The 20,582-nt window shown below is 65.0% G+C and carries 23 protein-coding genes and 1 riboswitch; of the genes, 16 read left to right on the top strand and 7 right to left on the bottom strand.

The genetic code is table 11. The annotated features are described in order from the left end of the window. Window positions 1-18: 18 nt before the first annotated feature. Together MTX21_RS16685 and MTX21_RS16690 are read right to left on the bottom strand one after the other, a co-directional pair. A complete protein-coding gene (locus MTX21_RS16685; protein ID WP_280965867.1) occupies window positions 19-306 on the bottom strand; it encodes a hypothetical protein in 288 nt (95 codons plus the stop codon). Beyond that, complete coding sequence (locus MTX21_RS16690) at window positions 303-1,094, bottom strand: DUF899 domain-containing protein (protein ID WP_280965868.1); 792 nt, start codon at window positions 1,092-1,094, stop codon at window positions 303-305. Before MTX21_RS16690 ends, MTX21_RS16685 begins: the two co-directional genes overlap by 4 nt. 150 nt (window positions 1,095-1,244) lie before the next feature. Between MTX21_RS16690 and MTX21_RS16695 the strand changes: the two genes are divergently transcribed. From MTX21_RS16695 to MTX21_RS16710, 4 genes are all read left to right on the top strand, one after another. Continuing rightward, on the top strand, window positions 1,245-2,465 hold the full coding sequence (locus tag MTX21_RS16695) for a helix-turn-helix domain-containing protein (protein ID WP_280965869.1): 1,221 nt from the start codon (window positions 1,245-1,247) through the stop codon (window positions 2,463-2,465). A gap of 28 nt (window positions 2,466-2,493) precedes the next feature. Then, window positions 2,494-3,141: a glutamine cyclotransferase gene (locus tag MTX21_RS16700; RefSeq protein WP_280965870.1), complete on the top strand. Its 648-nt coding sequence runs from the start codon at window positions 2,494-2,496 to the stop codon at window positions 3,139-3,141. Between the two features lie 124 nt (window positions 3,142-3,265). Continuing rightward, entirely contained in the window at window positions 3,266-4,828 is a 1,563-nt protein-coding gene (locus MTX21_RS16705; protein WP_280965871.1) for a DUF4403 family protein, read from the top strand. 235 nt (window positions 4,829-5,063) lie between these two features. Further along, window positions 5,064-6,278, top strand: coding sequence for an ABC transporter substrate-binding protein (locus MTX21_RS16710; protein ID WP_280965872.1), 1,215 nt, complete (start codon window positions 5,064-5,066; stop codon window positions 6,276-6,278). 169 nt (window positions 6,279-6,447) lie between these two features. On the opposite strand, the gene MTX21_RS16715 is transcribed toward MTX21_RS16710, so the two are convergent. Beyond that, window positions 6,448-6,972 (bottom strand): PRC-barrel domain-containing protein, encoded by a 525-nt coding sequence (locus tag MTX21_RS16715; RefSeq protein WP_280965873.1) that lies wholly within the window; start codon window positions 6,970-6,972, stop codon window positions 6,448-6,450. A 220-nt stretch (window positions 6,973-7,192) separates the two neighbouring features. Continuing rightward, the gene (locus MTX21_RS16720; RefSeq protein WP_280965874.1) at window positions 7,193-7,759 is read right to left on the bottom strand and encodes a hypothetical protein; all 567 of its coding nucleotides are present in this window, start codon (window positions 7,757-7,759) and stop codon (window positions 7,193-7,195) included. A 179-nt stretch (window positions 7,760-7,938) separates the two neighbouring features. On the opposite strand from MTX21_RS16720, the gene MTX21_RS16725 reads away from it, so the two are divergent. Next, a complete protein-coding gene (locus MTX21_RS16725) occupies window positions 7,939-8,709 on the top strand; it encodes a response regulator (protein WP_280965875.1) in 771 nt (256 codons plus the stop codon). A gap of 14 nt (window positions 8,710-8,723) precedes the next feature. Further along, window positions 8,724-10,049: an ATP-binding protein gene (locus MTX21_RS16730; protein WP_280965876.1), complete on the top strand. Its 1,326-nt coding sequence runs from the start codon at window positions 8,724-8,726 to the stop codon at window positions 10,047-10,049. A gap of 8 nt (window positions 10,050-10,057) precedes the next feature. Here the strand turns inward: MTX21_RS16730 and MTX21_RS16735 are convergent, their stop codons facing one another. Next, window positions 10,058-10,258, bottom strand: a complete 201-nt coding sequence (locus MTX21_RS16735) for a hypothetical protein (RefSeq protein ID WP_280965877.1) — start codon at window positions 10,256-10,258, stop codon at window positions 10,058-10,060. Between the two features lie 254 nt (window positions 10,259-10,512). Here MTX21_RS16735 and MTX21_RS16740 point away from each other — a divergent pair, with 254 nt between their 5' ends. From MTX21_RS16740 to MTX21_RS16770, 7 genes are all read left to right on the top strand, one after another. Next, window positions 10,513-11,055, top strand: coding sequence for a transglycosylase SLT domain-containing protein (locus MTX21_RS16740; protein ID WP_280965878.1), 543 nt, complete (start codon window positions 10,513-10,515; stop codon window positions 11,053-11,055). 197 nt (window positions 11,056-11,252) lie between these two features. Beyond that, window positions 11,253-11,381, top strand: a riboswitch (TPP riboswitch). After that, complete coding sequence (locus MTX21_RS16745; protein ID WP_280965879.1) at window positions 11,369-12,379, top strand: FAD-dependent oxidoreductase; 1,011 nt, start codon at window positions 11,369-11,371, stop codon at window positions 12,377-12,379. (Overlaps the previous riboswitch by 13 nt.) Before the next feature lie 7 nt (window positions 12,380-12,386). Continuing rightward, a complete protein-coding gene (thiS, locus tag MTX21_RS16750; RefSeq protein WP_280965880.1) occupies window positions 12,387-12,584 on the top strand; it encodes a sulfur carrier protein ThiS in 198 nt (65 codons plus the stop codon). Between the two features lie 228 nt (window positions 12,585-12,812). Further along, on the top strand, window positions 12,813-13,595 hold the full coding sequence (locus MTX21_RS16755; RefSeq protein WP_280965881.1) for a thiazole synthase: 783 nt from the start codon (window positions 12,813-12,815) through the stop codon (window positions 13,593-13,595). Beyond that, window positions 13,582-14,190, top strand: coding sequence for a thiamine phosphate synthase (locus tag MTX21_RS16760; protein ID WP_280965882.1), 609 nt, complete (start codon window positions 13,582-13,584; stop codon window positions 14,188-14,190). The genes MTX21_RS16755 and MTX21_RS16760 overlap by 14 nt, the downstream gene beginning before the upstream one ends. Before the next feature lie 178 nt (window positions 14,191-14,368). Continuing rightward, entirely contained in the window at window positions 14,369-16,267 is a 1,899-nt protein-coding gene (gene thiC / locus MTX21_RS16765; protein WP_280965883.1) for a phosphomethylpyrimidine synthase ThiC, read from the top strand. A gap of 1 nt (window position 16,268) precedes the next feature. Further along, complete coding sequence (locus MTX21_RS16770) at window positions 16,269-16,781, top strand: mismatch-specific DNA-glycosylase (RefSeq protein WP_280965884.1); 513 nt, start codon at window positions 16,269-16,271, stop codon at window positions 16,779-16,781. A gap of 242 nt (window positions 16,782-17,023) precedes the next feature. On the opposite strand, the gene MTX21_RS16775 is transcribed toward MTX21_RS16770, so the two are convergent. After that, window positions 17,024-17,461: a VOC family protein gene (locus tag MTX21_RS16775; RefSeq protein WP_280965885.1), complete on the bottom strand. Its 438-nt coding sequence runs from the start codon at window positions 17,459-17,461 to the stop codon at window positions 17,024-17,026. Window positions 17,462-17,613: 152 nt separating this feature from the next. On the opposite strand from MTX21_RS16775, the gene MTX21_RS16780 reads away from it, so the two are divergent. Next, window positions 17,614-18,309 (top strand): glutathione S-transferase family protein, encoded by a 696-nt coding sequence (locus MTX21_RS16780; RefSeq protein ID WP_280965886.1) that lies wholly within the window; start codon window positions 17,614-17,616, stop codon window positions 18,307-18,309. A gap of 141 nt (window positions 18,310-18,450) precedes the next feature. On the opposite strand, the gene MTX21_RS16785 is transcribed toward MTX21_RS16780, so the two are convergent. Further along, complete coding sequence (locus MTX21_RS16785; protein WP_280965887.1) at window positions 18,451-18,885, bottom strand: hypothetical protein; 435 nt, start codon at window positions 18,883-18,885, stop codon at window positions 18,451-18,453. Between the two features lie 631 nt (window positions 18,886-19,516). On the opposite strand from MTX21_RS16785, the gene MTX21_RS16790 reads away from it, so the two are divergent. Both MTX21_RS16790 and MTX21_RS16795 read left to right on the top strand, forming a co-directional pair. Then, complete coding sequence (locus MTX21_RS16790) at window positions 19,517-19,900, top strand: RidA family protein (protein ID WP_280965888.1); 384 nt, start codon at window positions 19,517-19,519, stop codon at window positions 19,898-19,900. Window positions 19,901-20,054: 154 nt separating this feature from the next. Next, window positions 20,055-20,315 (top strand): hypothetical protein, encoded by a 261-nt coding sequence (locus MTX21_RS16795; protein ID WP_280965889.1) that lies wholly within the window; start codon window positions 20,055-20,057, stop codon window positions 20,313-20,315. The last annotated feature ends 267 nt before the right edge of the window (window positions 20,316-20,582 follow it).

The raw sequence follows: 20,582 nt of genomic DNA on the forward strand, positions 1-20,582 counted from the left end.
GATCGTTGCCATCCGCGCCTACCCGCGGCTAGCGCCTCGCTGGTCCGAGATCAGCTTCAGCCACGCCGAGGAATGAAACGCGCTCATCAAGAGATACATCGGCACCATCCCGCCGAGCGCCGACCCGTGCCCGGCGGAGCAGAGCATGTCCGTCGGGCCGCCGAGAACGGCGGTCAGGAAGGCCATGATGGCGAAGGTCGGCGTGGCCGCGAGACCCAGCCACCTGGCGAGGTCGTGCACGGCCGCGGCGTTTTTGCCATCACGGCTGGCGCCGGCGGCCGGGCTGACGGGATAGGCCTCGGTCACGTATTCGTGCCCGCAGCTTCGTCGCGGAATGCTTTCTCTCCGGCATCCGATACCTCGACCCACTTCTTGTCGGGCGCGGCGCCTTCGACGTAGCTGTCGTGCCAGTTCCACCACTTGTAGGTCGGGGTCTGGGGATAGCCCTCCGGCGAGTTCTCCCACACCTCCTGCCGGCCGAGCGGCGTGATGTCGAGGTAATTCCAGGTGCCGCCCATCTGCTCGTCACCGCGGCTCTTGATGAAGTAGGTGCGGAAGACGCGGTTGCCGTCACGAAAGAACACGTTCGTGCCATGCCATTCGTCGACGCCGAAGTCGGCATCGAAGCTGTCCGTGATGGTGACCCACGGCATCGTCCAGCCCATCCGCTTCTTCAGCCGCGCGATGTCGGCCTGGGGCGCACGCGAGGCGAAGACAAGGGTGGTGTCGCGGGCGTTCAGGTGTGCGACATGGGCGACCTGGTCGGCCACCATGGAGCAACCACGGCACGCATGATCGGGCCAGCCGAACACCCCGGGCTCGAAGAAGGCGCGGTAGACGATGAGCTGCCGCCGGCCCTGGAACAAATCGAGCAGACTGACCTTGCCGCCGGGCCCGTCGAATGCGTACGTGTCCACCGCCATCCACGGCATTCGCCGCCGCTCGGCGGCCAGGGCGTCGCGGGCGCGGGTATGTGCCTTTTCTTTCACGAGCAGTTGCTGACGGGCTGCCTCCCAGTCTTGCGGCGATACCACCGGCGGTGTGTGCATGGCAGGCGGTCTGTCGTTTCGTCCGTTTTCAACTGATGTCGTCATGGCTCTCCAAACCTCTCGATTGGGCGATCGGCCCGCGCCTCGCTGTGACAGACGCAAGTCCGCTCGCCCCTCACCGCACATTGTCGGTCGTGAGCTATTTGTGGCACCGGACGGTCGCGCGGTGGGAGTAACAAGTTTGGCGGGATTGCAATGGAGTCGCTGATTACCGCCGCGGCGCGTGCGCTCGACGCCGGTGATCCGCTCGGCGCCCTCAACCGCGTGGCGTTGCGCAACGATGCTCCTTCGCTCGCGCTACGCGGCATCGCAATGGCGCAGCTCGGCGATCTCGCGCGGGCCAAGACGCTGCTGCGGAGCGCCGCACGCGCCTTCGGTCCGAAAGAGGCCGTCGCGCGCGCAAGATGCATCGTTGCCGAAGCCGAGGTCGCGCTCGTCTTGCGCGACCTGAACTGGCCGGCGAAGACGCTCGCGGCGGCGCGGGCCACGCTCGAAAGTCGTGGCGATCTCGTCAATGCCGCCCATGCAGGTCACATCGAGGCTCGCCGCCTTCTTCTCGTCGGGCGCCTCGACGAGGCCGAGCTCACGATGGCCGGGCTCGGCACTACGCCGCTCCCGCCTGCCTCGCAGGTCGTCCACGAGCTCGTGGTCGCAGGCATCGCATTTCGGCGCCTGAGGACGAAAGTCGCGCGCGCGGCGCTCGGCCGCGCGGCTCGCGCAGCCCAGCTTGCAGGCATCCCTGCGCTCTCGGCCGAAGTCGAAAGCGCAAATCTCGTTCTCGACACGCCGGCGGCCCGTCTGATCGCCCGGGGCAAGGAGCGTCCGCTGTTGCTCGCAGAGGTCGAGGGGGTGGCAAATTCGGCCGCGCTTGTCGTGGACGCCTTCCATCATACCGTACGCAGGCAAGGTCGCATTGTCTCGCTCGGCACGCGGCCGGTCCTGTTCGCGCTTGCCCGTATCCTGGCGCAGGCATGGCCGGCGGATGTATCGCGCGAAGCGCTCATTTCCGGCGCGTTTCAGGCGCGGCATGTCGATGAATCGCATCGCGCGCGGTTGCGGGTCGAGATCGGTCGGCTCCGCGCCAAGCTCAAGACGTTGGTCAATGTGAGCGCGACGAAGCAGGGCTATGCGCTGGCACCGCGCACGACGCGGCAGGTTATCGTGCTGGCGCGGCCCGTCGAGGAAAAGCACGCTGCCGTGCTCGCCTTTCTCTCCGATGGCGAGCCCTGGTCGAGTTCGGCGCTCGCGCTGGCGCTTGGAACGAGCCCGCGTACGGTGCAGCGGGCGCTCGACGAGCTCGCGAGGTCGAACAAGGTACAGTCGTTCGGGCACGGGCGGGCGCGCCGCTGGATGACCCCGCCTGTCCCGGGTTTCCCGACAGGCTTGTTACTCCCGGGGCCGCTGCTGAAGACGTAGGATGGATCATCTCACAGGGATCAAGCACATGAAGCGATCAGCCGCCGAAATCATCAGCGAGTACGGGCCTTTCGCAGGCGTCGAGAGTGTGCACGGCGTCACCTATGACGGCGCGCATGTCTGGTTCGCGTCCGGCGACAAGTTGAATGCGGTCGATCCGGCAAGCGGCAAGATCGCACGCTCCTTCAATGTCGCCGCACATGCGGGAACGGCATTCGACGGCCGGCACCTGTTCCAGATTGCCGAAGATCGCATTCAGAAGATCGACGCCGCGACGGGTAAGGTGCTCACCACCATCCCCGCGCCGGGCGGCGGTGGCGATTCCGGACTTGCCTGGGCCGAGGGCTCGCTCTGGGTCGGGCAATATCGTGAGCGGAAAATCCATCAGGTCGATCCGGAAACGGGGACGGTTCTGCGCACCATCGAGAGCAAACGCTTCGTGACCGGAGTCACCTGGGTCGACGGTGAGCTCTGGCATGGCACCTGGGAAAACGATGAAAGTGACGTGCGGCGGATCGATCCCGAAACGGGAAGCGTGCTGGAGCAGCTCGATATGCCCGCCGGCACGGTCGTCACGGGGCTGGAATCCGATGGCGGCGATCGCCTCTTCTGCGGTGGCGGAAGCCGCGGCGACGTGAAAGCGGTCCGCCGTCCCAAGCGTGGCGCGCCGCGATGACGCGATGATTACCCGGCGCGTTCGCAGCCGTTCATCATTCGCCCCAATTCCACCCTATCCATGCGCTCTAGCGGCCTCCTCGTCTGCCCTGTAGACTCCAGCCCCGGGGTGGCTTGGGGGATTGATGCGACCAACGTTGTACTTGAAGACTGTGCTGATCGCCGTCGCCGTGATCGCGGCGTCGTTTTTCATCAGCCTGAAGGCGATGGACTGGCTGTCGTCCCCCGCGACGGGGCCGGCGCCCGCGGTCGCACAACTGCCACCGCTGCCGCCGGTCTCGAAAAGCTCGATCGTGGTAGCGCCGGTGGCCATCGCGCTGTCGGCGATCCGGGAACAGGCCGAGAAAGCCGCGCCGCGCAATTTCGCCGGCAAGGCCGACAATCCGATCTCGCAGATCCTGGAGAACGCCGACATCGGCTGGTCTGCGATGCGTGGGCCGATCTCCACCGTCGGCGACAAGGACGTGCTGACGCTGTCGACGCCGCTCAGTGGCAAGCTGAACGTGACGGGATCGCTGTCGTCGAAGGCGACCGGCGCGCTCGGCGAGGCGCTCGGCAGCGTGCTCGGCGGCAATGCCGCAAAGCAGATCGGCGCCGTCAACATCAAGAACCTGAATGCCAGCGCCGAGATCAAGGGCAACGTGGTCATCACCTCGCGACCGAAGCTCGCGGCGGCCTGGCATCTCGAGCCCAACCTCGGCGCCCAGGTCAATCTCGGCGATACCAACCTCTCGGTCGCCGGAGCCAAGGTCAACGTGCCGGCGCAGGTGAAGCCGCTGATCGACAAGACCGTCGACGAGCAGCTCGACGCCGCCGCCGAGCGTATCCGCAACGATCCGAGCCTGCGCGAGAACGCGAAGGCGCAATGGGCCAAGGCATGCCGTTCGATCCCGCTGCAGGGCTCCGGCTCCTCCGCCGCGCTGCCGCCGCTGTGGCTCGAGATGAAGCCGATCCGTGCAATCGCCGCACAGCCGCGCGTCGATGCAAAGGCCGTGACGCTCCTGCTCGGCCTCGAAGCCGAGACGCGCGTCACCGCGGCACAGACCAAGCCCGATTGCCCGTTCCCCGACAAGATCTCGATCGTGCCGCCGACCGGCACCGGCGTGAACATCGGCGTGCCGATCGACGTGCCCTTCGCCGAGATCAACAAGCTCGTCGCCGCGCAGATGGTCGGGCACACCTATCCCGAGGACGGCTCCGGCCCGGTCGACGTCACCGTGAAGAGCGTCAACGTCGTCCCCTCGGGCGACCGGCTCCTGATCTCGCTCCTGGTGCGTGCCAAGGAAAAGAAGAGCTGGTTCGGCCTCGGCGCGGAAGCGACCGTGCACATCTGGGGCCGCCCGATGCTCGACCAGGCGCAGCAGACGCTGCGGCTTGCCGATATCCAGCTCGCAATGGAGTCCGAGGCGGCGTTCGGCCTGTTGGGTGCAGCCGCGCGCGCGGTGGTGCCGCACATGCAGCAGGCGCTGGTGCAGAAGGCGACGCTCGATCTGAAGCCGATCGCCGCCAACGCGCGCGAGAAGATCGCCGCCGCGATCGCCGACTACCAGAAGACCGATGACGGCCTGCGCGTCGAGGCCAAGATCGACAGCCTGACGCTCGCCGACATCGCCTTCGATTCCAAGACGCTGCGCGTGATCGCGGAAGCCGGCGGCTCGCTCAACGTGTACGTGTCGAAGCTGCAGTAACCGCCTTCTCTCCGCGCGCGCACTGCAAATGGATTATTCGCGGAAAGAGCCCCTCACCCGGATCGCATCTTCGATGCGATCCACCCTCTCCCACAAAAGGGAAAAGGGTGAACACCGTCGCCCCCTTCCCTTTTTGCATTCTGCTACGGCGTGGATCGCTTAGCTGGAGCGGCGGATTGCGGCTAGAACCGGCCCGCAACGAAGCCCAAACAACAACGCACAAGGGAGAACAACCATGCACAAACTCTTCGCCGCAGTCGCGGCCGGTCTCGCCATCGCCGCAACGGGCGGCACGGCGCAGGCGCAGATTTCCGACGACGTCGTCAAGATCGGCGTGCTCACGGACATGTCGAGCCTCTATGCGGACGCCACCGGCAAGGGCTCGCTCGCCGCCGTGGAGATGGCGGTTGCCGACTACGGTGGCAAGGTCGCCGGAAAGCCGGTCGCGGTGGTCGCGGCCGACCACCAGAACAAGCCGGACGTCGGCGTCAATATCGCCCGCAACTGGTACGACAACGACAAGGTCGACGCGATCTTCGACGTGCCCACCTCGTCGGTGGCGCTGCCCATCTCGGCGCTGACGCGCGAAAAGAACAAGATCAACATCAATTCCGGCGGCGGCTCGTCCGACATCACCGGCGCCCAATGCTCGCCCAACACGGTGCACTGGACCTATGACACCTATGCACTGTCGAACGTCGCCGGCAAGGCGATGGTCAAGCGCGGCGAGGACACCTGGTTCTTCGTCACCGCCGACTACGCCTTCGGCATGGCGCTGGAGCGCGACGCCGCCAACGTTGTGAAGGAGAGCGGCGGCAAGGTGCTCGGCGACGTACGTCATCCGCTCAACTCGTCCGACTTCTCCTCCTTCCTGCTCCAGGCCCAGGCCTCCAAGGCCAAGGTGGTCGCGCTGGCCAATGCCGGCGGCGACACCACCAACGCGCTGAAACAGGCGGCCGAGTTCGGCCTGACGCAAGGCGGCCAGAAGATGATCGCGCTTCTGCAGGAGATCACCGACACGCATTCGCTCGGCATCAAGGCGACGCAAGGGCTGATCGTCACCGACGCGTTCTACTGGGACATGAACGACGAGACGCGGGCCTTCTCCAAGCGCTTCAACGAGAAGGTCGGACATATGCCGACCATGATCCAGGCCGGCCTGTATTCGGCGACGATGCACTATCTGAAGGCGATCGACGCCATCAAGACCGACGAGGCACCCAAGGTGATGGCGCAGATGCGCTCGACGCCGATCAACGACTTCTTCGCCAAGAACGGCAAGATCCGCATCGACGGCCGCATGGTCCACGACATGTATCTGTTCGAGGTGAAGAAGCCCGAGGAGTCCAAGGGTGAGTGGGATCTCTACAAGCAGATCGCCACCGTGCCCGGCGACGAGGCATTCCGCCCGCTCGACAAGGGTGGCTGCCCGCTGGTGAACGGGCATTGAGTGAAGGATAATTCTCAGTCATTGCGAGCGAAGCGAAGCAATCCAGAAATGCATCCGCGGAAATAACTCTGGATTGCTTCGTCGCTTCGCTCCTCGCAATGACGAAGAGACACGATCGCGCGCCCGGTGAAACCGGGCGTGCTTGGTTTTGGCGATCAGCCGAGCCGCATTACTCCGAGTACTTGAACTCGGGCATGTTCTTCAGATCGTCCTTGCTCGCGTTGAACACGGCGTGATCCGGATACCACTTCGACGACTTGGCCGGAGCCGCAGCGGTCTTGTCGGTGCCGGTTGCAGCGCCCGTCGTCGTGGAGGCCGGGGGCTTGGCACCAGTCGGGCTCGTGCCGGTGCCGGTGTTGTAGGCCACGGCCTCTTCGGAGAACTTCAGCTTCTCGTAGGGTATGGCGACCAGATGCTCGCCCATGCCGAGGAAGCCGCCGACGCCGATCACGGCCATCTTGATGGCGCCGCTCTTGTCCATCAGCAGGTCGTTGATCGAGCCGATGTTCTCGTTGGAGTCGTTATAGACCCTCAGGCCTGCCATCTTCGATGCACGCCACTCGTTCGACGCCGATGTGGTCGTCGCGGACGCAGTCGGAGCCTTGTCGCCGGTGGCGGTCGGCGATTGTGCAAACGCGACGGTCGCAAGCAACGCGGTCCCGGCGAGGCCGGCCGCGATCGATTTGATCAACATGTGTCCTCTCCTTCAGCAAGAAAACTCGTGTGGAGAAAACAGCCTTGCGCAGTCGCAGTTCCGAACGTGCGGCAATTTCGTCGCATGCACTGTCATTTGCCGCTGCGTTGCGATGAAAGTTCCTGTGTCTTGAACGTTCGTGACGCACGGTTCCCCGACGATCATGCGCCCTGGGAAGAAGCGAGATCGCGGCGAGGAACGCCGACCTGCGTCGCTCAGGTCAGCTCTTGTAGTCGATCAGCAGTGCGGAGAATTGCGAGCCGTTCGACGAGCTGGTCGCGTTGCCGGAGGCGCCGTAGGACGATGTCGATGACTGCGCCTGCTGCAGCGCCTGGAGAAATTGCTGGAGGATCTCGGCCGTGGTCTGGTCGCTTGAGGTGCCGCTCGTCGAGTCCGTGGACGAGGACTGGTCGGAGGAGCCGTCATCCGACGGCGGCGGGCCGGGCGGCGGAGCGCCGGCGCCTTGCGGGCCCTTGGCGAAGGCAGCCTCGAACACGCCCTTGAGTTCGTCGGCCTGGTCCGAGGTCAGCGTCCCGTTCGACACCTCATTGGAGATGAGGTCGTCGATCTTCGACTTCATCTCGTCCTTCGACGGCCGCGTGCCGCTGGACTCGTCGCTGCCGCGGCTCTGCTGCAGCGCCGTGTCGATGTCGTTGAGCGCCGTCGAGAGTGCGGACTGATCCGACGACGAGATCGTGCCGGCGGAGACTTCCGATTGCAATTCCTGCTGTAGCCGCTGTAGCGGCGACTGGTAGCTGCTGCTTGCGAGCGACGAGATCGTGCTCATGATGGCTCCGGGGTTTCTACGGTATCTTGCGCGACGGCTTGACGGTATGGTTAACGGTCTTAACGAGATCTTGCCGGTCACCGGCCAGGCTGTTGCCGGGTGTTGCGAGCAGGCCAGCCGGAAACAAACTGAAACAAAAATCTTCGCCATTCGGCCCGAATCTTGGACAAACAGAGGACATGGCCATTCCCTCGCCCAACATCCTGGTCGTCGAGGACGACCGCGAAACCCGGACGTTGATTGCGAAGTACCTGCGCAACAACGCCTGCAACGTCACCGCCGTCAGCGACGGCCGCGAGATGTCGCGCGCCATGGCCGACCACCGCGTCGACCTCATCATCCTCGACGTCATGCTGCCCGGCGAGGACGGCCTCAGCCTGTGCCGCAAGGTGCGCTCGGAGGCGCAGACGCCGATCATCATGCTGACCGCGCGCGGCGAGGACGTCGATCGCATCGTCGGCCTCGAGATGGGCGCCGACGACTACCTGCCGAAGCCGTTCAATCCGCGCGAGCTGCTCGCCCGCATCAACGCGGTGCTGCGCCGCCAGGCGGCGGCCCAGGCCGCAAGCTCGATCGAAGGCGCAAGCACGCTGACTTTCGAGGGCTGGCGCATCGACCTGCGCCTGCGCGAACTACGCAATCCCGAGGGCGCGCGCGTCGCGGTGACCAGCGCCGAGTTTGACCTGCTCAGGACATTCTGCGAGCGGCCCGGCCGCGTGCTCTCGCGCGACAGCCTGCTCGACCTCACACAGGGGCGCAACACCGGTTCGTTCGAGCGCTCCATCGACGTGCTGGTCAGTCGCATCCGCCGCAAGATCGAGCCCAATCCGCAGGACCCGACCATCATCAAGACGGTCCGCTCCGGCGGCTATTTGTTCACGCCAAGAACTGAAGCAATAAGAACTGAAGCAATGCGAACGGAAGCGGTCACGACGCCCCTGAGCAACTAAAGGGAACGTCGGCCATGAATCCGTTCGGGTTCTTCCACCTCAAGGGTATCGGCGGACAGATCGCCGCGCTCGTCCTGGCTTCGACGGTTGCGCTCCATCTCGTCGTCACCACCGCCTTCCTGATCAGCCGTCCGGACCGCCCCGACACGCCGCCCGACGGCGGCCATCAGCTTGCGGACGCCGCGCTGCTGCTCGCGTCCGCAAGCGGGAGCGAGCGGCCGCGCCTCATGAGCGATCTCACACGCGCGTTCCCCAGGCTCGGCATCGAGACGGTGGCGCCCGGCACGGCGAGGATAGTCGAGGACAGCGAAAGTGCGCACCTGCACGGAATGCGCCGTCATCTCGGTCGTGCCTACAAGGTGGTGCAACTCGCCCCGGACGGCGGCATGCATCGCGTCGGCGTGGAGCTACCCGACGGCACCATGATCGCGGGCCGCGTCGACAACGGTCCGCGGCCGTGGTTCTGGGGCGGGCCGTGGCTGATGACGCTGATGACCGCCTTCATCTGCGTCACCGTGCTCGGGCTGTGGGCGGCGCGTGCGCTGGCGACCCCGCTGTCGTCCTTCGCCAAGGCCGCCGAGAATTTCAGCCTGGACGGGACGTCCGAGCCGCTGCCCGAGCGCGGCCCCGAGGAGATCCGCCAGGTCGCGCGCGCGCTCAACCGCATGCATGAGCGGATCGCACGGCTGATGTCCGATCGCACCCGGATGCTGGCGGCGATCAGCCACGATCTGCGCACCCCGATCACGCGCTTACGGCTGCGCGCCGAGTTCATCGAGGACGAAGGCAACCGCAAGCGCATGCTGATCGATCTCGACCAGATGCGCTCGATGCTGGAGTCCGTGCTGTCGCTGCTGCGCAACGACCGCAAGGTCGAGGCGGTGACGCTGGTCGACGTCGCGAGCACGCTGCAGCTCATCGCTGACCAGTTCGGCGACATGGGCCACGTCGTGCATTATGACGGCCCGGCATCGGCAACCGCCGCGGCACGTCCCGACGACCTCCACCGCGGCATCACCAACCTCGTCGAGAATGCGGTGCGCTTCGGCGCCGAAGTGACGATCCGGCTCGATGTCGAGAGCACCCTTTTCAGGATCGATGTCGAGGACGACGGCCCCGGCATTTCGGATGCGCGCAAGCAGGAGATGCTGGAGCCGTTCGTGCGCGGCGACGACGCGCGCACCATGGACGACTCGACCGGGTTCGGGCTTGGCCTGTCGATTGCGCGCGCGATCGCGCTCGCGCATGGCGGCGAGCTGTCACTGCACGATCGCGATCCGCACGGGCTGATCGTGCGGATTCAATTGCCGATGTGGCAGCAGCCGCGGCTCGCGGCGTAAGGAGCAGCTTAAGCGGCGAGCGGCGGATGCTCGACCGCGTGGTGATCGTAGATCGCCACCGCCTCGAAGCGATAGCCGCAGACGTTGCACTTCCAGAGATAGGAAACGCGCCCTTCGCCCGGCTCGATCCAGTCCGGAAACGGGATCGGCGTGCCGCACTGTGCACAGGGGTTCTGCTTGGGGATGTCGCCGATGTCTGCTCTTGTCATGGACGTCCTCCCGTATTGCTGATCTCAACTACTCGTTTTTGGGCGGATGCGCGACCAGACAGGCCTGCTGTCGCGTAACGCGCTCCGCCGTCTGTCGCGTAACGCGCTCCGCCGTCCGCACCCTTAACATAGGTTTAAGTCGTAAAAACGACGAACCGGCCAAAATCGCCCGATCGGGACGTTTCGCCACATCATCGCCGCGTTCCCGCGGCCTAACGCCCGGGCGCAGGTTCATTGTGCCGAGGAACGTTTCGATGAAAATTTTTTATATTGCTGCGCTCGCGGCGGCCGGATTGATGCTGGCGCAGACGGCAAATGCCGGTGAAAGCGAATACGCCGAGATGGTCGCAGCGCATGCCCGCGCCAATGGCGTGCCGGAAGCGCTGGTGCACCGCGTCATCATGCGCGAGAGCCGGTATCAGCCGAGCCTAATCGGCCGCGGCGGCACGATCGGGCTAATGCAGATCAAGCTCGCGACCGCCCGCGGGGTCGGCTACACCGGCGATGCCGCCGGCCTGCGCGACCCCAACACCAATCTCACCTACGCCGTAAAATATCTCGCAGGTGCCTATCACGCCGCCAATGGCGATCACGCGCGAGCCATTCGTTATTATGCAGGCGGCTATTACTATGCCGCAAAGCGGCAGCGGCAAGACCAACACCAGCAGGTGGTGCAACAGGCGAGCAGCGAGACCCTGCTCGAGCCGAACGGCAATCCGCAGCCGATGTTCGGCGCGCCGCCGCACCGGAAGCTGGCGCAGGGCGTGCGCAACGCGCGGGCGCAGGAGCTGAAGTAACCTTCGTCTCGCGGACGCGCTACAGCGTTCCCGGCGATGCGAAGCATCGTCCGGTGCGCTGCTACGCCATCAACAAAACAATTAGCCCGGCTCAGCAGCGCACCACGCCGCGCAAAGCGGCGCGGCCAGCGCTGCGACCGGGGCACGAGAGGTTCCCGTCAAGTGCGTTGACACAGGCCGTCACTGGCATACATTAGAGCCGTTCCGAGGGGTGCTCCGAGGAGGAGCTGAGATACCGCTAAATGGGCAAATCCGCCCAGGACCGCGGTGACCCTTTGAACCTGATCCGGGTCATGCCGGCGAAGGGACAGGGATGTACCAGACCACCAAGCGACCGGATTCTCCGGTATCCATCATCGGCGCAGGCATTGCTGGAGCTTGGCAGGCGCTTTTGTTCGCGCAGGCCGGCCACACCGTGACTCTACACGAGCGCGGTGACGCCGGGATGACCGACTCCACCAGCCATTGGGCCGGCGGCATGCTCGCACCCTATTGCGAGGCGGAGGTCGCCGAGCCCATCATCAGCCGGCTCGGCCTGCGCGCCCTCGATATCTGGCGGCGCGAACTGCCGGACACTCCGTTCAACGGCTCCCTCGTCGTGGCGCATCCGCGCGAGCGCAACGATTTCGAGCGCTTTGCGCGGATGACCGAGGGCCATCGGCGGCTCGATGCCGCCGGCCTCGCCGCGCTCGAGCCATCACTCGAGGGCCGCTTCCGCGAGGCGCTGTTCTTCCCGACCGAGGGCCATGTCGAGCCGCGCCGGGTGCTGCCAAAACTGCACGAGCGCATCCGCGCCGCCGGCGGCACTATCAGGTTTTCCAGCGACGTCAGCAGCAAAGATCTCGACGGCATCGTGATCGACTGCCGCGGCCTCGCCGCGCGCGAGGAACAATCGGAGCTGCGCGGCGTCAAGGGCGAGATGATCCTGATCGAGACCAGCGAGGTGCAGCTTGCGCGCCCCGTGCGGCTGATCCATCCGCGCTGGCCGCTCTACGTCATTCCGCGCGAGGACAACCTGTTCATGCTTGGCGCAACCTCGATCGAGGCCGAGGACACCGGCGTCAGCGTGCGCTCCGCGCTGGAGCTGCTCGGCGCGGCCTATGCGGTGCATCCGGCCTTCGGCGAGGCCCGCATCGTCGAATTCGGCTCCGGCCTTCGCCCCGCCTATCCTGACAACCTGCCGCGCATTGGTGTTCGCGGCGACAGGATCGCGATCAACGGGCTCTACCGCCACGGCTTCCTGATCGCACCGGCGCTAGCCGAACTGACGCTCGCCTATGTCGAGCGCGGCCAGATCGACAATGAGGTGATGCAATGCGGGTGATCGTCCAATGCGTTTGATAATCAACGGCGAGCAACGCGAGGTGACTTCTGCAAGCGTGGACGCGCTACTGGCCGAGCTCGACTACGAAGGCACGCATTTCGCGATCGCGCTGAACTACGATGTGGTCCCGAAAAGCCGCTGGGCCGAGACAGAGCTCAAGGCCGGCGACGAGATCGAGATCATCACGCCGCGGCAAGGAGGGTGAGGTGATGAGCGTACACACTCTCCCCACGTCGCTCGCGCAGGCCACATACTCCGGCGTCATCGCCCGGCTTGACCGGGCGATCCAGTACGCCGCGGCTTCTCCGTATTACGGTACGGCCTCTGGAATACTGGATCCCCGCTTTCGCGGGGATGACTGCTCCAATTGCAGCGACACCAACCGTCACGCGTTCGTGGGGATGACAGCGACATTTGAGGAGACACCTCGAACATGGTGACCTTCTACGGCAAGCAATTCGCCTCCCGCCTCCTGATCGGCAGCGCGCTGTATCCCTCGCCGGCGATCATGCAGGCGGCGATCCGCGCATCTGGCGCCGGCATCGTCACGGTATCGCTGCGGCGCGAAGCGGCCGGCGGCAAGACCGGGGACGCCTTCTGGAATCTGATCCGTGAGCTCGACGTCGCCGTGCTGCCGAACACCGCCGGCTGCCGCAGCGTGCGCGAGGCGGTGACGACGGCAAAGCTCGCGCGCGAACTGTTTGCTACGTCCTGGATCAAGCTCGAGGTGATCGCCGACAACGACACGCTGCAGCCCGATGTCGTTGGCCTCGTCGAAGCCGCCACCATCCTGATCAAGGACGGCTTTGAGGTGTTCCCCTATTGCACCGAGGATCTCTCGGTCGCAAATCGCCTCGTCGATGCCGGCTGCAAGGTGGTGATGCCATGGGCCGCGCCAATCGGCTCGGCCCGCGGCATCACCAACCGCGATGCGCTGAAGCTTCTGCGCGAGCGGCTGCCGGATATCACGCTGGTGGTCGATGCCGGTCTCGGCGCGCCCAGCCACGCGGCGCAGGCGCTCGAGCTCGGCTACGACGCCGTGCTGCTCAACACCGCAATCGCAAAGGCCGCCGATCCCGTCGCGATGGCCAATGCCTTCCGTCTCGGCGTCGAGGCCGGCCGCACTGCTTACGAGGCCGGGCTGATGGACGCCCGCGACTTCGCCTCCCCCTCCACCCCTGTCGTTGGGACCCCGTTCTGGCATGCCGTATCCTGATCCCTTCTATCCCGTCGTCGACAGCCTCAAATGGGTCGAGCGCCTGACCAAGCTCGGCGTCGGTACGATTCAGTTGCGCGCCAAGAACCTCAACGACGCCGACGCGCTCCAGATCGTCAGCGACGCGCTGGCGGTGACGAAGGGCACGCAGGCAAAACTCGTGGTGAACGATTACTGGCGTGCGGCGATCGTCGCCGGCGCGCAGCATCTGCATCTCGGCCAGGAGGACCTGGCCGACGCCGATGTGAAAGCCATCCGCGAGGCCGGGCTGACGCTCGGCGTCTCCACACACGATGACGACGAGCTCGCCGCCGCGCTCGCGGTCAAGCCCGACTATGTCGCGCTCGGACCGATCTTCTTCACCACGCTGAAGTCGATGCGCTTCGAGCCGCAGGGCATTCCGAAGATCACCGAATGGAAGAAGCGCGTCGGCAACATCCCGCTGGTCGCGATCGGCGGCATCAAGTTCGAGCACGCCGCGGAGATTTTTGCCGCAGGCGCCGATTCCATCGCCGTCGTCAGCGACGTCACCCAGAACGCCGATCCCGATGCCCGGGTGCGGCAGTGGCTCGGCCTTTCCGTGGAGGCGGCGTGATGCCTGTTCTTGCCCCACACGCTCTGCCGTCATCGCCCGGCTTGACCGGGCGATCCAGTACGCCGCGGCTTCTCCGTATTACGGCACGGCCTCTGGAATACTGGATCCCCGCCTTCGCGGGGATGACAGCGGTACTTGTTTCTCGTGCAGCGATGCCAACGAATTAAAGGAGGATCCCATGAACATCCGCTCCAACCCGAAAAAGACCGTGCCCGCCGTCACCACCGGCCCGCTGCCCTCCTCGCGCAAGATCTTTGCGACGCCCGAGGCCGCGCCTGACGTGCGCGTGCCGCTGCGCGAGATCATTCTCTCCGAAGGCGCAGGCGAGCCGAACCTGCCGGTCTACGATACTTCGGGTCCCTACACCGATCCGAGCGTGACGATCGACGTCAACGCCGGCCTCTCCCGCAACCGCAAGGCCTGGGTGCTGGAGCGCGGCGGCGTTGAGGAATATGAGGGCCGCACGATCAAGCCGGAGGACAATGGCGGCGTCTCCACCGAGAAGGCCGCGCGTGCGTTTAGCGCCTATCACAAGCCGCTGCGCGGCCTCGACGGCCACAAGGTGACGCAGCTCGAATTCGCCCGTGCCGGCATCATCACCAAGGAGATGATCTACGTCGCCGAGCGCGAGAATCTCGGCCGGAAGCAGCAGCTCGAACGTGCCGAGGGCGCACTTGCCGACGGCGAAAGCTTCGGCGCTTCGGTGCCCGCCTTCATCACGCCGGAGTTCGTCCGCAGCGAGATCGCGCGCGGCCGCGCCATCATCCCCTCCAACATCAATCACTCCGAGCTTGAGCCGATGATCATCGGCCGCAACTTCCTGACCAAGATCAACGCCAACATCGGCAACTCGGCGGTGACCTCGTCGGTCGAGGAAGAGGTCGAGAAGATGGTGTGGGCGATCCGCTGGGGCGCCGACACCGTGATGGATCTCTCGACGGGCCGCAACATCCACACCACCCGCGAATGGATCCTGCGCAACTCGCCGGTGCCGATCGGCACCGTGCCGATCTACCAGGCGCTGGAGAAGTGCAACGGCGATCCGGTGGCGCTCACCTGGGAGCTCTACAAGGACACGCTGATCGAGCAGTGCGAGCAGGGCGTCGACTACTTCACCATCCACGCCGGCGTCCGCCTGCAGTACATCCACCTCACCGCCAATCGCGTCACCGGCATCGTCTCGCGCGGCGGTTCGATCATGGCCAAGTGGTGCCTGGCGCATCACAAGGAGAGCTTCCTCTATACCCATTTCGACGAGATCTGCGACATCATGCGCAAGTATGACGTCTCGTTCTCGCTCGGCGACGGCCTGCGCCCGGGCTCGATCGCCGATGCCAACGACCGCGCGCAGTTTGCCGAGCTCGAGACGCTCGGCGAGCTCACCAAGATCGCATGGGACAAGGGCTGCCAGGTCATGATCGAAGGCCCCGGCCATATCCCGATGCACAAGATCAAGATCAACGTCGACAAGCAGCTCAAGGAGTGCGGCGAGGCGCCGTTCTACACCCTCGGGCCGCTGACCACCGACATCGCGCCGGGCTATGACCACATCACCTCAGGCATCGGTGCTGCCATGATCGGCTGGTTCGGCTGCGCCATGCTCTGCTACGTCACCCCGAAGGAGCATCTCGGCCTGCCCGACCGCAACGACGTCAAGACCGGCGTCATCACCTACAAGATCGCCGCCCACGCCGCCGATCTCGCCAAGGGCCACCCGGCCGCCCAGCTTCGCGACGACGCGCTCTCGCGCGCCCGTTTCGAATTCCGCTGGACCGACCAGTTCAACCTCGGCCTCGATCCCGACACCGCAAAGAGCTTCCACGACGAGACCCTGCCGAAGGAAGCCCACAAGGTCGCCCATTTCTGCTCGATGTGCGGCCCGAAGTTCTGCTCGATGAAGATCACGCAGGACGTGCGCGACTACGCCGCGACGCTGAACGATCCGACCGCCGTCGGCGCATCGATGGCCGGCACCATCGAGGATGGGATGGCGAAGATGAGCGAGAAGTTCAAGGAGATGGGCAGCAACGTGTATCTGGATGCGGAGAAGGTGAAGGAGAGCAATCGGGCGCTGTGAGGTGCCTGACACGACGCTCGAACGACTCCCGGACCAGCTCCGCGAAAACCTTCGCCTCGTTTTCGTCGGTACCGCCGCAAGCACACGATCAGCGCGGGATGGGCACTACTACGCCCATCCCGGCAACCGGTTCTGGCGGGCGATCCATGAGGCCGGGATCACACCGCGGCGCTATCAGCCGAGTGAGTTCGCGGCGCTGTTAGATTTCGGGATCGGCTTCACCGATCTCTCCAAGTCGGGCGCCGGGATGGATCGCCAGATCGAGGCAGCATCGATCGACGTGCCGGGCTTCAGGGCCAAGATCGAGAAGTATCGCCCGAGGACCATTGCGTTCACGAGCAAGAAGGCGGCGAGCCTGTTTTATGGCAGGCCGTCCGGCGTGATTTCGCTGGGGCGGCAGCAGGCTGACGCGCAATTTCCCGACGTGTTCGTGCTCGCCTCCCCATCCGGCGCCGCGTCCGGCCATTGGACGCTGGAGCCGTGGCGTGACCTTGCGGCGTGGATTGCAGCGTAGGGTCGGTTAGCAGCAACGCCCACACTTAGCCGTCGTCCCGGCGAAGGCCGGGACCCATACCGCGGAATCCATCAGTTGCGAATGTTCGCAGTACCGGACCACGAGTCTTCGCCAAACCGCTTCCTGGGGTTATGGGTCCGGCCTTCGCCGTGACGACACCGTGGATTTGGCAATACGGTGCTAAAAAACACGACGCCGCTTTGTGAGCGGCTAATCCACTCTACGCGGTCACGCCCGCCGCCTCACCCCGCATACGCCCGATCCAGATCCGCGATCACGATCTTCTTCATCTGCATCATGGCCTGCATGACGCGACCCGCCTTGGTGCGGTCGGGGTCGCCGAGGTAGCGGCCGAGCGCGGTCGGGATCACCTGCCAGGACAGGCCGAACCTGTCCTTGAGCCAGCCGCACCTGGATTCTTCACCGCCGTACGCGGTGAGCCGGCTCCAGAAATAATCCACCTGCTCCTGCGTCTCGACGCTGATGAAGAACGACACCGCCTCGTTGAAGCGGTGTTGCGGCCCGCCATTGAGGGCGTTGAAGCGCTGCCCTTCCAGCTCGAACACCGCCATGAAGTCGCTGACGGTCTCGACCTTGGCGTTGGGAAACACCGATTTGTAGAAAGCGACGGCTTCCGGGACGTTGTTGTCGAACCAGAGAAACGGCGTGATGGAAGTCATGTTTCGGGAATCCTCGGGTTTGAGATGGGACGGACAGGCGCGGGCCTGCCCGTAGGACGAACGGGAGGCCGGGCGCCCGACAGGCGGCGGATCATTTTTCTTGGCGATCCTGTATGATTGGCCTGGAGTTACCCGGTTGAGGAGCGCCGCCCATGCTGACCCTCTACTCCTACCCCGAACTTTTCGGTGTCGCCGACAACAACGGCTATGGCCTCAAGGTCTACGCTTTCCTGAAGCTGGCGGGCGTGCCCTTCGTGCACGAGCACGTGTTCGACGCCTCCGCCGCGCCGCGCAGGCAGCTTCCTTATGTCGTCGATAACGGCGAGACCATTGGCGACAGCGAGACGATCATCGCGCACGCAATCGCAAAATATCGCCTGACCATCGATGCCGCGCTTTCGCCGGACCAGCGCCGGACTAATCATTTGGTCACGCGCATGCTCGACGATCTCTACTGGGTGATGTCGTATTCGCGCTGGCAGGACGATCGCTACTTTCCGGCGTTCCGCGACGCCTTCATCGCGCAGCATCCGCGGATCAATGCCGAGGGGCTGGAGAGGGCGAAGGCCTACAACGCGCAGCGCTATCATTTCCAGGGCATCGGCCGCTACACGCCCGAGCAGGCTTACGCGCGGGGCCTCACTGACCTGAAGGTGCTGGCCGAGATCGTGCCCGCGCACGGCTTCGTCCATGGAGCGATGCCGACCAGCATCGATGCCGGCATCTACGGCTTCGTCGCCAACATCTATTTCTTCCCGATACCGACGCCGCTGAAGGCGTTCGTCGATGCCCACGAGAATCTCGTCGCGCATTGCGCGAGGATTCATGCGGCGGTCGGAAAATCGTAGGGTGGGTTAGCGAAGCGTAACCCACCTCTTCTCTCGCGGCGGATGGTCTGTCGCTTGTGGCGTGGTGGGTTACGCCTCGCGCCATCGCCTGTTGAACGACGGCGCTCGTGATCGGCTAACCCACCCTAGACACCGGTGCTGTTACCGCATCGTGATCGCAAGACCGCTGAGGTCCGCGTTCGCCATGAGGCCGACTTGCGTGCCGGCGAGCTCCAGCACGGCCCCCTTCTGGTTGGTCAGCACGATGGCCCGCGCGCCGGCCCCCACCGCGAGGCCGGCCCCGGCGGCGCCGTAGACGCCGGCGACGTCGGAGGGGCGGTAGATGTTGGAGACGCGGCCGCGCAGCACGGTCCTGGAGCCGCCGAAGACGAGGCCGTAGTCGAGGCCGCCGGTCGAGAGCGCATAGGAGCGGCCGCGGAAGTTCAGGACGCCCGAGCCGCCGGAGCCGCCGATGATCCAGCCCGCCTTGTAGATCGTCAGCACCACCGTGCCGCTGTCGGCCTGGGCCGCGGTCGAGAGGCCGGCAAGAGCGGCGATGGCGACGAGCGCGGCGCGAAAGGTGGATGCGATCTTCATGGAGGGCTCCGGAGGCTGTTCTTCAAGGCTGGAATCGAATCAGACGAGGCAAATCTATCCAATCGATCGCGGCGGCAAAATGATTGGGGTACTTCTCTCCCTCTCGCCGTTCTTACGGGGCCGAGACGAGCTTCGCTCGCTCTGAGAGGCCTGGGGTGAGGGGCTCCATCCACGATTGCGGTGATCAACGGACTCGCGGAAGCTACCCTCACCCGCATTGCATTTCGATGAAATGCGGCCTCTCCCCGCAGGCGGGGAGAGGCGAAGCTTCGCGATCCTCAGTGGCATCATTGCATCGTGCCGCTGTTTTGCCCGACGTGTCAAACGTCTCTCCCCGCATCCGCCTATGCTGAAGCTTCGGCGGACAAGCGCGACGGAAGGCGAAGCAATACGATCATCGGCGCCATGACAGCGTCTGTTGCGGTTTTGCTCGACCTGTCAAATGCCTACACGACGTCACCGGCAGCATGCATCGGGCGGGCGTTTCTACTTTGCATGGGGTTGTTTTCGAGATTTTTGTTGGGCGCGAGATCGCGGCCTCCGCAGGCGCCGGGAGCGAATGCGGTTGCAACCGTCCCGCATGTCGCTACGCTCATGCGGGTTACGCGACCGTCCTGATCCGAGGTGACCCATGCCGATCCAGCATTTTGCGCCCCCGCCGCATGTCAAGGCGCCGCCGCTGTCGTTCGCCACGCGTGTCGGCGATCTCCTGTTCATCTCGGGCATTCCCGGCTTCGATGCCGACGGCGCGCTGCCTGACGGTTTCGAAGCGCAATTCGGCAACGTCGTCATCAACATCAAGCGTGTGTTGACCGAGGCCGGCGCGACGTTCCGCGATCTCGTCAAGGTCAACGTGCTGCTGACGCGCGCCTCCGACGTCGCGACGATGAACGCGCTCTATGCCGGCGCGTTCGGCCCGCCGCCCTATCCGGCGCGCACCACCTGCGTGGTGCAGGCCCTGCCGAACTCGAAGATGTTGATCGAGATCGAGGCGGTGGCGTCGCTGGCCAAGTGAGCCGCGCTCAGCGCGTGTGGCTTGCCGGGCACGCGGCCAAACCAAGTGCCCGACTCCGTCTGACATGTCCGTGAACGGCCGCTCCCCGGCTTGCAACGGACCTGCTTTTGCCGCACGAAATTTCGGTTCACCCTTCCCCACAAGGAGATACTTCATGCGTCGCGTTCTCGCGCTCTGTGCCGCTGCCGGCATCGCCACGTCCGCCTTTGCCGCACCGGCCTCGGCGAAGGTCGGCTATTACGTGATCCGCTGGGACAACACCGGCATCTGCCAGGTCTGGAACGAGGACCTGAAGTACAAGCCGTTCGAGTGGGGAGCTTCGACCTACAAGGTCGTGAGCAAGCCTCTCCCGACATTCGCGGCCGCTTCGGATATTCAGATCAAGCTGCGCGCGGAGCGCCGCTGCACGCTCTAAGCCAACGACGAGGCGGATCGAACTGGAAGGCGGGTTGCGCGCGCAGCCCGCCTTCGCTTTTTGGCCGGTCGCGCCGTCTGGCTCAGGTGTAACGCGACAGCGATCGAAACGCGGCACCTCACGCGTTAACGCTGCGTTTTCCGGCCAAATTCCAGCATTTCCTGCGCGCGCGGTTTGAACCTGATCAGCTTGCGGAACTACTCACGTCTTGTCCGGGGCGCACTCCCCCCAGCGTCCCGCGCCACCCTCCCCATCATTGTCGGGAGG

Origin of the sequence: Bradyrhizobium sp. ISRA430, assembly GCF_029909975.1 — a bacterium.
GTDB lineage: Bacteria > Pseudomonadota > Alphaproteobacteria > Rhizobiales > Xanthobacteraceae > Bradyrhizobium.

What these genes read in the sequence shown, in the direction of transcription:
- MTX21_RS16690 (WP_280965868.1), bottom strand. Translation starts at nt 1,094, where the DNA reads ATGACGACATCAGTTGAAAACGGACGAAACGACAGACCGCCTGCCATG.
- MTX21_RS16695 (WP_280965869.1), top strand. Translation starts at nt 1,245, where the DNA reads ATGGAGTCGCTGATTACCGCCGCGGCGCGTGCGCTCGACGCCGGTGAT.
- MTX21_RS16700 (WP_280965870.1), top strand. Translation starts at nt 2,494, where the DNA reads ATGAAGCGATCAGCCGCCGAAATCATCAGCGAGTACGGGCCTTTCGCA.
- MTX21_RS16705 (WP_280965871.1), top strand. Translation starts at nt 3,266, where the DNA reads ATGCGACCAACGTTGTACTTGAAGACTGTGCTGATCGCCGTCGCCGTG.
- MTX21_RS16710 (WP_280965872.1), top strand. Translation starts at nt 5,064, where the DNA reads ATGCACAAACTCTTCGCCGCAGTCGCGGCCGGTCTCGCCATCGCCGCA.
- MTX21_RS16715 (WP_280965873.1), bottom strand. Translation starts at nt 6,972, where the DNA reads ATGTTGATCAAATCGATCGCGGCCGGCCTCGCCGGGACCGCGTTGCTT.
- MTX21_RS16720 (WP_280965874.1), bottom strand. Translation starts at nt 7,759, where the DNA reads ATGAGCACGATCTCGTCGCTCGCAAGCAGCAGCTACCAGTCGCCGCTA.
- MTX21_RS16725 (WP_280965875.1), top strand. Translation starts at nt 7,939, where the DNA reads ATGGCCATTCCCTCGCCCAACATCCTGGTCGTCGAGGACGACCGCGAA.
- MTX21_RS16730 (WP_280965876.1), top strand. Translation starts at nt 8,724, where the DNA reads ATGAATCCGTTCGGGTTCTTCCACCTCAAGGGTATCGGCGGACAGATC.
- MTX21_RS16735 (WP_280965877.1), bottom strand. Translation starts at nt 10,258, where the DNA reads ATGACAAGAGCAGACATCGGCGACATCCCCAAGCAGAACCCCTGTGCA.
- MTX21_RS16740 (WP_280965878.1), top strand. Translation starts at nt 10,513, where the DNA reads ATGAAAATTTTTTATATTGCTGCGCTCGCGGCGGCCGGATTGATGCTG.
- MTX21_RS16745 (WP_280965879.1), top strand. Translation starts at nt 11,369, where the DNA reads ATGTACCAGACCACCAAGCGACCGGATTCTCCGGTATCCATCATCGGC.
- thiS (WP_280965880.1), top strand. Translation starts at nt 12,387, where the DNA reads ATGCGTTTGATAATCAACGGCGAGCAACGCGAGGTGACTTCTGCAAGC.
- MTX21_RS16755 (WP_280965881.1), top strand. Translation starts at nt 12,813, where the DNA reads ATGGTGACCTTCTACGGCAAGCAATTCGCCTCCCGCCTCCTGATCGGC.
- MTX21_RS16760 (WP_280965882.1), top strand. Translation starts at nt 13,582, where the DNA reads ATGCCGTATCCTGATCCCTTCTATCCCGTCGTCGACAGCCTCAAATGG.
- thiC (WP_280965883.1), top strand. Translation starts at nt 14,369, where the DNA reads ATGAACATCCGCTCCAACCCGAAAAAGACCGTGCCCGCCGTCACCACC.
- MTX21_RS16775 (WP_280965885.1), bottom strand. Translation starts at nt 17,461, where the DNA reads ATGACTTCCATCACGCCGTTTCTCTGGTTCGACAACAACGTCCCGGAA.
- MTX21_RS16780 (WP_280965886.1), top strand. Translation starts at nt 17,614, where the DNA reads ATGCTGACCCTCTACTCCTACCCCGAACTTTTCGGTGTCGCCGACAAC.
- MTX21_RS16785 (WP_280965887.1), bottom strand. Translation starts at nt 18,885, where the DNA reads ATGAAGATCGCATCCACCTTTCGCGCCGCGCTCGTCGCCATCGCCGCT.
- MTX21_RS16790 (WP_280965888.1), top strand. Translation starts at nt 19,517, where the DNA reads ATGCCGATCCAGCATTTTGCGCCCCCGCCGCATGTCAAGGCGCCGCCG.
- MTX21_RS16795 (WP_280965889.1), top strand. Translation starts at nt 20,055, where the DNA reads ATGCGTCGCGTTCTCGCGCTCTGTGCCGCTGCCGGCATCGCCACGTCC.